The 13,232-nt window shown below is 33.8% G+C and carries 8 protein-coding genes; 4 read left to right on the plus strand and 4 right to left on the minus strand.

The window, feature by feature from the left end; genetic code table 11:
• Positions 1-114: 114 nt before the first annotated feature.
• Entirely contained in the window at positions 115-975 is an 861-nt protein-coding gene (locus tag BMY96_RS13685) for a UDP-2,3-diacylglucosamine diphosphatase (protein WP_092853142.1), read from the plus strand.
• A 51-nt stretch (positions 976-1,026) separates the two neighbouring features.
• On the opposite strand, the gene BMY96_RS13690 is transcribed toward BMY96_RS13685, so the two are convergent.
• On the minus strand, positions 1,027-3,936 hold the full coding sequence (locus BMY96_RS13690) for an FAD-binding and (Fe-S)-binding domain-containing protein (protein WP_092853144.1): 2,910 nt from the start codon (positions 3,934-3,936) through the stop codon (positions 1,027-1,029).
• 135 nt (positions 3,937-4,071) lie between these two features.
• Here BMY96_RS13690 and BMY96_RS13695 point away from each other — a divergent pair, with 135 nt between their 5' ends.
• From BMY96_RS13695 to BMY96_RS13705, 3 genes are all read left to right on the plus strand, one after another.
• On the plus strand, positions 4,072-4,551 hold the full coding sequence (locus BMY96_RS13695; RefSeq protein ID WP_092853146.1) for a hypothetical protein: 480 nt from the start codon (positions 4,072-4,074) through the stop codon (positions 4,549-4,551).
• Between the two features lie 209 nt (positions 4,552-4,760).
• Positions 4,761-6,476: an FAD/NAD(P)-binding protein gene (locus BMY96_RS13700; protein WP_092853148.1), complete on the plus strand. Its 1,716-nt coding sequence runs from the start codon at positions 4,761-4,763 to the stop codon at positions 6,474-6,476.
• A 169-nt stretch (positions 6,477-6,645) separates the two neighbouring features.
• Positions 6,646-7,206, plus strand: coding sequence for a hypothetical protein (locus tag BMY96_RS13705; protein ID WP_092853150.1), 561 nt, complete (start codon positions 6,646-6,648; stop codon positions 7,204-7,206).
• On the opposite strand, the gene BMY96_RS13710 is transcribed toward BMY96_RS13705, so the two are convergent.
• From BMY96_RS13710 to BMY96_RS13720, 3 genes are all read right to left on the minus strand, one after another.
• Complete coding sequence (locus tag BMY96_RS13710; RefSeq protein ID WP_092853152.1) at positions 7,203-8,729, minus strand: GH3 family acyl-acid amido synthetase; 1,527 nt, start codon at positions 8,727-8,729, stop codon at positions 7,203-7,205. The two genes, BMY96_RS13705 and BMY96_RS13710, sit on opposite strands and share 4 nt — an antisense overlap.
• An 82-nt stretch (positions 8,730-8,811) precedes the next feature.
• Positions 8,812-9,948, minus strand: coding sequence for an N-acetyl-alpha-D-glucosaminyl L-malate synthase BshA (bshA, locus tag BMY96_RS13715; protein ID WP_092853154.1), 1,137 nt, complete (start codon positions 9,946-9,948; stop codon positions 8,812-8,814).
• A gap of 117 nt (positions 9,949-10,065) precedes the next feature.
• Positions 10,066-12,984 carry a serine hydrolase domain-containing protein gene (locus tag BMY96_RS13720; protein ID WP_092853156.1) on the minus strand — a complete coding sequence of 973 codons (2,919 nt, stop codon included), beginning with the start codon at positions 12,982-12,984 and terminating at the stop codon, positions 10,066-10,068.
• Positions 12,985-13,232: the final 248 nt, after the last annotated feature.

Raw genomic sequence — 13,232 nt, forward strand, 5'->3', positions numbered from 1 at the left:
TTACGTAAAAACACATAACAATTAATTAACAATCATCTAGCATTTAATTAATTATAGCGTAATAATTACATAATACAAAAACTTGTTATTTGTATTGTACCAATACCGCCACTCTTGAAAATAAAACGAAAACTTGAAATTGCTGTAATATCCGATGTGCATTTGGGCACTTATGGCTGTCATGCCAAACACTTATTAACCTATTTAAATAGTATAGAACCTAAAAAACTCGTGCTAAATGGAGATATTATAGATATTTGGCAGTTTAGTAAACGTTATTTTCCTAAGTCGCACATGAAAGTTATAAAAAAACTAATGTCCATGGCTTCTAACGGAGTAGAAGTTATTTACATAACAGGAAATCATGATGAAATGCTACGAAAATTTAGCGGCACTAGCATTGGAAACTTTTCTATAGTAGATAAAGTGGTTTTGGAACTCGATGGACAAAAGGCTTGGTTTTTTCATGGTGATGTGTTCGATATTTCTGTACAAAATGCAAAATGGTTGGCTAAACTTGGTGGCTATGGTTACGATTTACTTACACTATTAAACCGAGGTGTAAATTGGTACTTAGAAAAACGTGGTAAAGAGCGATACTCCCTTTCTAAAAAGGTAAAAAATGGAGTTAAAGGCGCTATAAAATATATAAATGATTTTGAGAAAGTCATTTCGGAGTTAGCTATTAAAAACGAGTATGACTATGTAATTTGCGGACATATACACCAACCTAAAATACAATACTTCGAGAATAAACATGGCAAAACCATGTATTTAAACTCTGGCGATTGGGTAGAAAATTTTACAGCACTAGAATACCAATTTAAACGTTGGAAAATCTATAATTTTAACCAAGATAAACTAGCGCCTTTTATTGTTGTAGACGATGATGAAGATATGAAAATAAAAGACTTAATTGCTGCCATAACTATTGTAGACCAAGCCGAAAAAAAGAAAAAGCTTAAAAAGCAATAAAAATTTAGGTTAAACTGAATACTGAAACCACGACTGAGACTGCGATTGCAACTAAACAAGCGCTTCTCTTAAAATAGTTATTGGGTGCTTAGCCTCGCGATTGGTTCCATCCTTAATTTGATGCCTACAACTCGTTCCGTTTGCCGAAATTAAAACAGAATCTGCAGCCTTTCTAACCGCCGGAAATAAGGTTTGCTCACCTACTTGCATACTCACCTCATAATGTTCTTTTTCGTAACCAAAACTGCCTGCCATACCACAACAGCCACTTGGTATTATGGTCACTTTATAATTTGTTGGTAAATTTAATACCGCAAAACTCGATAACTGGTTACTCATAGCCTTTTGGTGACAATGCCCGTGGAACTTAATGGTTTTAGCCGCTAAGGTAAATTGCTCTGGCCTTATGTTGCCTAATTCGATTTCTTTTTGAATAAATTCTTCTATTAAAAATGTGTTTTTAGATAGCGCTTTCGCGGAAGTAGTATCGTCTGCTAATTTTAAATACTCGTCTTTAAAGGTGTATATTGCTGAAGGTTCAATACCTATAAGTGGCGTTTCTTCTGAAACTTTATCTTTAAAAAGAGCAACGTTTTTATTAGCATGTTCTTTAGCTTCTTCTAGCAACCCTTTTGATAAAAAGGAACGACCAGATTCGGCATTATCAATAATTTCAACATTATAATTTAAAGCCTTTAAAAGCTCTAAGGCATCCTGTCCAATGGTAGCGTCAAGCCTATTAGTAAACTCATCATTAAACAAATACACCGTTTTAATATAACTATTAGGTTCACTTGTTTTTTTGAAGCTTTGGTAATAAGTACTTAAATTAGGTTTTGATAGCAAAGGCAAACTTCTTTCTTTAGCAATGCCAAAAGCACGCTTTAATAATGACGAGGTTAAATTATTAGAAAACATAAAATTTGAAAGCCCCGTAGTTTTACTTCCTAATTGGTTTAGTGTATTATTAAAAGCAAACAATTTAGTGCGCAGCGACACGCCATTTTCTTTTTGGTATTGGTATTGAAATTCGGCTTTTAAAGCTGCTACATCAACACTACTTGGGCATTCGCTAGAACAGGCTTTACAGCTAAGGCATAAATCGAAAACCTCCTTTAATTCCTCATGATTAAACTTATTAGGTTTCTCCGAGTTGGTTAAAACCTCGCGTAATGCATTGGCTCTTGCTCGGGTAGTATCTTTTTCGTTTCTGGTGGCTCTGTAACTTGGGCACATGGTACCGCCAAACTCTGGTAATTTTCTGCAATCGCCAGAACCATTACATTTTTCCGCCTCTCTTAAAATACCTAAAGAACTAGAAAAATCTAGAAAGGTATCTAATTCGGGCTCTTCCCTATTTGGTTTATATCTTAAAGACTCATCCATTGGTAAAGCATCAATAATTTTACCAGGATTAAATATATTATCGGCATCGAAAGCCTTTTTTACGCGTTTTAAAATGTTATAATTTGCTTCACCAATCATTAATGGAATAAACTCCGAACGCACAATACCGTCACCATGCTCGCCACTCATAGAACCGTTAAACGATTTTACTAAATGGGCGACATCGGTGGTTATTTTTCTAAATAAATCAACATCCTTAGCCTTCTTTAAATTTAAAATAGGACGTAAATGCAATTCGCCAGCTCCTGCATGTGCGTAATAAATAGCATCTTGCTTATAGCCTTTCATGAGCTTTGTAAACTCTGCAATATATTTCGATAAATCTGTTAAAGCTACGGCAGTATCTTCAATACATGCCGCCGATTTTTTATCGCCAATAATATTACCCAATAAACCTAAACCTGCACTACGTAAATTATTTGCTTTACTAATGTCCTGCCCAATAAGTTTTGGATTAGCATAACTTAAACCCGTATCGATAATTGTTTTTTCAAGCTTATTAGCTAATAGCTTAACGGCTTCTGGAGTTTCCGCACGAACTTCGCACATTAAAATAGCTTTAGGATCTCCTACTATAAACTGCCTATTTTCCTGCTGTGTTTTATTGTGTTTTGTGCAATCTAAAATGGTTTTATCCATCATTTCGCAGGTGTACAAATCATGTTGCATAACAGGTTGTACAGCATCCAAACAACTCTCAATGCTATCAAAATGTGCCGCCACAATAATAGCCTCAGTTGGTGGTAATCTATCTAGTTTTAAGGTTATTTGTGTGGTAAATGCCAATGTGCCTTCACTTCCAGAAAGCAGTTTACACATATTAAAATTTTGAGGAGCGTCCGTAAACACTGCAGATTTTATTAATTCGTCAATGGCATAACCGGTATTTCTTCGGTGTATTTCTGGTTTTGGAAAATGTTTATAAATACCAGCTCTAACCTCTTCTGGTTTTAATTCGTTATAAATCGTTTTATAAATTTCGCCTTCTAAGGTTTCTAGTTTAATTTTATCATGAAATGCTTCTTTAGACAATGCATTAAAAACAACTTCGCTACCATCGCTTAAAATGGTATGCATTTCTAAAACCTTATCTCGTGTAACACCATATTGTATAGAGGTTGTACCAGAGGAGTTATTACCAACCATCCCTCCTATCATGCATCTATTAGAGGTTGATGTATTCGGGCCAAAAAACAAACCATAAGGTTTTAAGAAATTGTTTAAAGCATCTCTAACCACACCGGGTTGCACGGTTACTGTTCGCGCCGCTTCATCAAACTTAATAATTTTAGTGAAGTATTTTGAAACATCGACCACAATACCATCTCCAACGCATTGTCCTGCTAACGATGTTCCCGCAGTTCTAGGAATTAACGATGTTTTGTTAGCCTTGGCAAAATTTATTAGCGCTTTTAAATCATCTTCATTTTTGGGGTAAGCTACTGCCAATGGCAGTTTTCTGTAAACCGAAGCATCAGTGGCATAAATGGATTTTATTAAGTCGTCGTGATATAACTCTCCCGATAACACTGATTTTAAATGGTTTAAATGCATTGCGTTAAAATATATATGATATGCGTAAATATAAACACAAAATTGGCTCTATTTTTGCTAAAGATTAAATTTTTAACAATGGTCTTTTAACGCTAAACGACCGTATATTATAACAATTAACAAAAAACAATATTTATGAAAAAATTATTTTTATTATCAGTGGCTGTATTAGGTTTTGCATTTACTTCAAATGCACAGGACATTTCGGAGAATGCTATTGGATTACGTTTAGGCGATAGCGATGGTTTAGGTGCAGAAGTATCTTACCAACGTGCATTAGGCGACAACAATAGATTAGAAGCCGATTTAGGTTGGAGAAGCTCAAATGATTATAATGCTTTTAAACTTACAGGTATTTACCAATGGGTTATGCCTTTAGATGGTAATTTTAATTGGTTTGTTGGTGCTGGTGGTGGATTAGCGTCTTTTGATGGTAAAGATGCTTTTGATGATGTTAGCGAAACGGCTTTATTTGTTGCCGGTGATATAGGTATCGAATATAATTTTGATATTCCGTTATTATTATCATTAGACTTTAGACCAGAATTAGGTTTTGGAGATTTTAGTGACGATTTAGATTTCGATATCGCTTTAGGTATTCGTTACCAATTCTAAGAATAAATAAATCAATATATTAAAAGCACCTTTTTAAGGTGCTTTTTTTGTTTATGTACTTCTCGTTTTAAAGACATCTAGATCCAACTAACAACGTAGTCACTCTAATTAAATACCATTGTCGTTTACATTTAAAAGCATCATGCATCTATTTAAATTAAAAAGCACCCTAAATGCTGCTTTTTATTTATCTTAACTAAAAAAAAGGAATGAAAAACTTTGCCATTATTGGAATTGGTCCCAGAGGATTATATGCTTTAGAAATGCTCTTAATTAATTTAAACAAGGCAAACAAAAAACTAAACATCACCATTTTTGAACCTACTGCGCACGAAGGCGCTGGCCCTGTTTGGGATATAAATCAAGCTGAAAGTAATTGGGTAAACATTCATGAACGCGCTTTAAGTGGTTTAAAAGCAAGACCTTCCTTTAATTTCGATTCAAAAATAATTAGCAGTTTCCCCGCATATCATGACTGGTCAGAGTTTAATCAAACCCAAGAAGATCCCGATACTTTTCCGTCTAGAAAAAAAATAGGACAATATTTGCATGAGCGCTACCTCGCTTTGGAAACCGTTTTAAAAACATCGAAGTTTTTCAAAAAAGTAAATAAAGAAGTTACTGCTCTAGATTATCAGGACAATTTAATAAAGCTATCCACCAACGAAAACCAAACCTACAATTTAGATGCCATTTTAATTACCATAGGCCATCAACCCACCGAGCTTTCTGATGAGATGAAACAATGGAAACACTTTGCTGAAACTGAAAAAGACAACATTCAGTTTTATGACAATCCGTATTCCGTTTGCAAATTTGAAGACCTAAAAAATCAGAAAACAAACACCATAAACATAAGAGGTTTTGGATTGGCGATGATTGATGTTATGCGTGCATTAACGATTAATAAATTTGGATATTTTAAGGTAATTGATTCGCATACTTTAAAAACCGAATACGTTCAGCTAAAACCACAAAACTTAAGCCTTGTCCCTTTCTCGTTGGATGGAAAACCAATGGCTCCAAAACCATTAAACCAAGCTATTGACGATTGGTATAAACCTAATAACGAAGTACTAAGCGCTTTTAAAAAAGAGATTGAATTAGCTGCAAAAAAAGATACTACCAATAATATACACTTTCTAATAGATGCTATATCCAAAATAGCTTCGCATATCTACTTATCTCTACAAGATAGAGCGCTACCACATAATTTAAATGATAAAGCGCTTAAACTTATAATTTCAAATTGGCTGCAGGATAACAATTATAAGCACGGGCTTATCCAAAAAACAAATATATCTACTTACAAACTTATAGAGCGCTATATACAAATGGGTTTAGGAAAAATCCCTGTGAGTTTAGATTATTGTGTGGGTCAAGTTTGGCGCCATTGCCAACCTACTTTATATGCCTCACTTTCACATTCCCTGTTAGATAATGAGGTTATTGAAGATATTATAAAACTCGATGACCACAGTAAGCGTTACTCCTACGGACCTCCAATTGAAAGTATGCAGCAAATGCTTGCCTTAGCCGATGCTAACATTTTAGTATTTGATTTTGTAGACAACCCTGACATTAAAACCACTAACAAAGGATGGAAATTGACAAATAAAGATGGAGACACCATATCAACAAATATTATGATTAATAGTGTTTTAGATGCGCCTCAGCTATTAAAAGTAAATGCACCATTAGTGACTAGTTTACTTAAGAATGATTTAATACAACCTATACACACGAAATTGGGTATAGACACCTTAGAAAACGGCCAAGTAATTAGCACGATTAAAGACCATAATTTGCCCATTTTTATTTTAGGACGCTTATGCAAAGGCAGCGTTATTGGTGTAGATGCCCTACTAGAATGTTTTGGTAAACGTATTGAGGATTGGGCAGATGCTTTTGTTAAAAAGGTTTAATAATAACAACCATTTTTGTTAGAAAAAACCTAAAACAAAGGAAATACGAACTCATATAAAACAATCATTAACTCTATTGCTATTTGGCGTATAAGGTCTAGTGGATTATGATTATATTGGAGTAACAGCGAAAAAAAATCTAAAATTTATTGAACCTTTTTATTAAATTATGACAACACACCATATTCCGAAATCTATTGAAAATGAAGTTAAAACGGCTTTAAGTTATTACCCCAAATTAGAGCACACAAAAATTAGTTTTAAGTTTAAAAAAAACATAAAAAAATCTACCATGCAGGCTAGACCCAGCTTTGGTAGCTTTTTTAAAAGCAGAAAAAATAGAAGCTATTTGATTTTAATAAGTGAAACCTTTAAAATTTCTGATAAAAAATTTCTAACCAAACATATTCCTTCTGATATATTAATTGGTTGGATAGGGCATGAATTGGGGCATATTATGGATTATCAAAACCGAAGTAAATTAAACTTAATAAATTTTGGGATTAGATATCTGTTTTCTGAAAATCATATCGTAGAAGCAGAGCGTGCCGCAGATACTTTTGCTGTAAACCATGGTATGGAAAGCTATATTTTAAAAACAAAAAACTTCATATTAAACCATGCCGATATTAATGAAAATTATAAAAACAGAATAAAGCGCTTTTACCTGTCGCCAGAAGAAATCATGGAATTGGTAAACACTAGAAATGAAAAACTACAAACAAATTAATTTTGCGTAACAAAAGTCTCCCATTCCTTGAATTTATCTTCTCCCATAACACGTTCCATTTTTACTTGCCCACCTTTTTTCTTGTTGGCACCACTCCACTCATGAAAAACTGATGGGTTTATCAGCTTTACTTTAACACCTTTTAAGGCTTTGCTTCTAGCTACCTTGTAATTTTTATTAGCTGCTTTTAAAAATCCATCTAAAGCTTCGGCAACCTCAGAATTATCAAGATTTTCGGCTTCACTACCTATATACCAAAAATGATAAAACTCATCGTCTTCTCCTCGTTTAGCACAAATAGTATATTCTGGAATTTTAGTAGAGAATTTCTCTTCTAATTTTTGCATGGCATCATCCATTTTATTCACAGAAAGTTGGGAACCTACTGTGTTTAAAAAGAATTTAGTTCGTCCCGTAATTTTAATTTCGGCACGTTCAATATCTGTAAATTCAATAGTATCGCCTATTAAATAGCGCCATGCGCCACTAACGGTACTCATAATTAACACATAATCTTGATTGCGTTCTACTTGCTCCAAAGTTAAGGCAGGAGCATCTTGAGACAACGAACCATCTTTATTTATATATTCTGGTTTAAACGGCACAAACTCAAAATAAATACCACTGTCGGTATTTAATTGCATAGCATCTGTTTCTGGACGTACTTGTGTGGCCACATAACCCTCGGAAGCTAAATATGTGTCTATAACCGTAACGGGCTTACCCATTAGGGCATTAAAACTTTTTTCATAAGGACTAAATGCCACACCTCCAGAAGTATAGACTTGTAAGTTTGGCCAAATATCGTGAATGTTCTCTAAATTGTGATGATCTATAACTTTTTGAAGCATCAATTCAATCCAAGAAGGAATACCGCTTAAAGCACCAATATCCCAATCTTTAGCACGTTCTGCAATGCGTTGAACACGTGCATCCCAATCGTCAATTTTAGCTATATCTTCTCCTGGTTTATAATAACTTCTAAACCAAAACGGGATATTACTAGCACTTATTCCGCTAATTTCGCCTTCAAGGTGATCATTATTTTCCTCTAAATCTGTTGAGCTTCCTAGCATCATAATTTCTTTTTCGAAAAAATCAGCCGGTAAATCAAAATTATGAAGGGCGAATACTTGTTTTATTCCCGATTCTCTTATGGCAGAAATCATATCGTCAGTTACTGGAATTCGCTTACTCGTTTTACCTGTTGTACCAGAGCTTAATGCAAAATAAGACGGAGCCCCAGGCCAAGTCACATCGCTTTCACCTTCATGTAATTTACTCCACCAGGCTTCATTAATTTTATTATAATCGAAATATGGAACTGTTTTGGCAAAGGCAGAAAGCATGGTATCGGATTCCAAAATTTCAGAAAATCTATAATGCGTTCCAAATTGAGTGTCTTTAGCTTTTTCTAAAAGCTGTTTTAAAACAGCCCTTTGAGCCTCAACATGATTGGTATCTGAAGTTAAAGTTCCTTTTAAATCAATTACTCCTTTAATAATATTTCCTAGAATAGCCATAATCTGTTTTTATTCAAAGATCGATAAAAACTCAGATTTAAATTAGCCTAAATACAATAAAAAGTAACTCAAAAGGATAAGTTTATAACACAAAACATTTTGATAAGGTGTCTTGATAAATAGCCTCGTATTTTGGAACAATAGCGTGTAAATCGAATTTTAAAGCTTCTTTACGTGCATTTGCTTTAAAGGTTTTTAAACGATCCTCATCACTTAATATATATAGTGCGTTTTTGGTCATATCGTCAACATCGCCTACATCGCTTAAAAAGCCTGAAGAACCATGAATATTAACTTCTGGCAATCCTCCAGTATTACTTGAAATAACTGGCACTCCAGAGGCCATGGCTTCAAGTGCCACTAAACCAAAACTTTCGGTTTGAGATGGTAGTAGAAATAAGTCTGAAAAACATAAAATCTTATCGATTTCATTACTTTTTCCGAAGAATACCACCTTGTTTAAAATACCTAATTCTTGACAACGTAACTCCACTTGTTCTTTTTCTGGTCCTTCGCCTATAAACATTAGTTTTGCAGGTATTTCCTTTTGAATTTTATAGAATATACTAATAACATCCTGAACGCGCTTTACGGGTCTTAAATTACTTATATGAGTTATAATTTTTTCATTATCCTGCGCCATCATACCACGTTGACAATCGGTAAAGGCATGGTTATACTTTTCTAAATCTATAAAGTTTGAAACTACCGAAATTTTATTCTTAATATCGAATAAACGAAGCGTATCTTCCTTTAAACTTTTTGAAACTGTGGTTACTGCATCGGACTTATTAATGCTAAAGGTTACTGCAGGTTTATAAAACGGATGGCTACCCACTAATGTGATATCTGTTCCGTGTAAGGTTGTAACAATAGGTACTAATATGCCTTCTTCTTGTAACATTTTTTTTGCCATATATGCGGCATAAGCATGCGGAATAGCGTAATGTACATGCAATATTTCTATACCATGCAGTTTAACCATATCTACCAATTTACTAGATAGAGCCAACTCGTACGGCTGATAATGAAACAACGGATATTCTGGAACTGTAACTTCGTGGTAATGCACATTATTGCTAATTAGCTCTAACCTAACTGGTTGGTTATATGTAATAAAATGTATTTCATGACCACGCTTAGAAAGTTCTAGACCTAGCTCGGTAGCTACAACACCACTACCACCAAAAGTTGGATAACAAACAATACCTATTTTCATAAAATTTATTATAAATTTTCAGAGTAAAGAAAATATAACCATAAAAAAGACACCATAAATATTGGTCTGTTTTAACCGTTTATTTCTTTATCATATACCTCTTATCAATTATTTTTATTAATCTTCTATCGCTTCATAAATTAAACGTTGAATATCTGTTCTAATATTCTCCTTTAATAATAAGTTTTTACCCGCATGTGGATAGGTTCTATTTGCCAAAAACACATAAACAATTTCTTCTTCCGGATCTGCCCAAGCATAAGTTCCTGTAAAACCAGAATGCCCGAAGCTCGTCATAGACACACAACCACAAGTTGGTCCAGAATCGCCTAATTGTGGTTTATCGAAACCAATACCACGTCTATTATTATTTCGGCAATAATAGCAGGTGTTAAACTTATCTACCGTTTCTGGTTTTAAATAGCGTTTACCACCATAATATCCCTTTTGCAAATACATTTGCATAATCTTAGCCACATCGTTTGCATTACTAAATACGCCTGCATGACCACCAACGCCATTTTGCATGGCAGCTCCCATATCGTGCACATAACCGTGTACTTTTTGGTATCTGTAATAGTCATCAATTTCTGTAGGTACTATTTTTTTGCTACTCACTTTACGATACGGATTATACATGGTATGATTTGCTCCCAAAGGTTCATAAAAATGCGATTGCACTAACTCATCTAATGTTCTGTCGTAATGATATTCAATAAATTTCTTTAAAATGTAATAAGGAAAGTCGCTATAACGATATCTTTTAGTTTCTAGAAGCTCAGATTTTCTAATTATCTCGGGTAAAGAGTCCTGATAATCAGTTCTTAAAAACAAATCTTTAGTCACCTCTACATCAAATTCTGGACTACGAACTTTTCTATAATATTTTTTACTTGGTCGTTTTGTAACCGAATCTAAAGTATGGTAATAAAAAGGCTCCCAAGGTCTTAATTGGGCATAATGCGATAACATACTTTTTAAAGTAACATTGGCCTTATTAGAGTTTTTATACTCTGGTAAAATGGTAGACAATCTAGTGTCTAGCGTTACAATACCTTGCTCCTCTAGCTCCATTAATAATGGTAGTGTTGCCAAAATTTTAGTTAATGAGGCTACATCGTAAATATTATCGAATTCTACTTTTTCTTTTTCGCTGTAGGTATGCTTACCAAAATTCTTATTGTAAACTACTTTACCTTTTCTGGCCACCAATAATTGAATACCTGGTGTCATTTGTCCTTTAATAGCGTAGTTTGCTAAAGAGTCTAATTTGGCTAATTTTTTAGAACTCATACCAACACGCTCTGGTATAGTATACCCTAAATTTTTAAGCTCGTTATATTGTATGCCCTCACCGGCTTTAAAATAATTTCCAATAGACACTGGTAATGTTCCTTTAGCAGCTAAAGATCCAAAAATTAGTTGTGCCGATTTACGCTGCGCAATTTCACTGTTTTGGTAGCTTACTACAATACCTTCAATATTTTCGATAGTATTTAAGCTAGAAAGCGCGTAGGGTTTTACAAAAGCATCTAAAATAACAGTATGAGATTGTGCCATTTCGTTAAGCCAAACCAATTCTTTACTAGTAAACTTATAAGGTTTCCAAGGATTATCATTAGACCTATGAAACCCTACTATTACTGTATTATACGGTTTTAATTTATTCATTAAAGAGAACAAATTATCCGATTGAATTTCGTGTACTTTGGTGTATTTTTTTAATTCATTAAGAAAGGGTGCTCCAGAGTCGTCTCCTAGCTTTACGTAGGCCATAGTTTTAGTTTCTAAACGACGTAATGGTAAAATGTCTGCTTTATTTTTTACAACCGTAATAGCATTTTCAAGTAATTCCTCATATAAAATATCGTCCTGCAACCTGTTTAAATCATTCGATAAATTATAAAGCCCAATAGGTTCGTAATTATGAAGACCTACTTTATATTTTGCTTGAAGAATCTTTTTTACCGAATGTGCTAAACGAGCCTCTGTAATGTCACCTTTATTATATGCTTCTATTATTTTAGAAACACCAATACCTACGTTTTCGGACATAAGCATGACATCGTTTCCTGCTTTAAAAGCCGCCAAATCAATATCTCCTGTTTCGCTAAAATCGGCTGCTCCTTTCATGGTTAAAGCGTCGGTATAAATAAGACCTTTAAAACCTAAACGTTCCTTTAAAATATCGGTTACAATATGTTTTGATAAAGATGAAGGATAATTTTCTCGTGTTTCTAAACTTGGTACATTTAAATGCGCCACCATAACACTTGATAAGCCTTCGGTAATTAATTTTTTATACGGATATAGCTCAATGGAATCTATACGTTTTTCATTAAAACTAATAGTTGGTAAGGTTTTATGGGAATCTTGATCGGTATCGCCATGTCCAGGAAAATGTTTGGCATTTGCTAAAACACCAGCATCTTGCATACCTTTCATAAAGGCTAATGCTTTTTCGGTTACATTGTCTCTATCTTCACCAAAAGACCTATTACCTATAATAGGGTTTTTAGGGTTTGTATTAATATCAACCACTGGGGCAAAATTAAAATGTACACCCAAGCGTTTACAATGCTCGCCTATTTGTCGTCCTGCTTGCTCTACTAACTTGTTGTCTTTTATAGCACCAAGTGTCATATTCCATGGAAATGCATACGTAGAATCTAAACGCATGCTTAAACCCCACTCCGCATCCATACCAATAAGTAATGGAATTTTTGAAAGTGATTGTAACTCATTATTTAACCTTGCTTGCCTGTTAGGTCCACCTAAGGAATAAATAATACCGCCAATATGATGGTCTTTAATGGTTTGCACCACTTTATTTTTTGTGTCTTGATCTTGATTAGACATTACCTGAACCATATACAACTGCCCCACTTTTTCTTTTAATGTCATGGAGGCATACACGCTATCTACCCACTTTTTTTGTGCAGCAACGTCTTTAGTTAACAAGGGATTAATTGAAGTTTGTGCAATTACAGGTAATACAAATAAACATGTAATTATGGAAATATAGATATGACGCATAAAAGATTTGTTAAGGGAAATTATTAGTTATACTAGTAAACACTAATAATCATGCCAAAATAATACATTTAAAAAGAAGATTAAAAGACTTTAAGATAGATTTATAAAGAAGTTAAAAACAATTTTTATAATTCTACTTTGGACTTTTGGTTTTGTAATGCTTATTTAATTCGAATACTTATGGTTTTAATATAGCTGAATACTAAAAAAAATGCCACAGACAAATGATTATAGTAGTTTTACCCACT

The organism is Algibacter pectinivorans, assembly GCF_900112595.1.
GTDB lineage: Bacteria > Bacteroidota > Bacteroidia > Flavobacteriales > Flavobacteriaceae > Algibacter_B > Algibacter_B pectinivorans.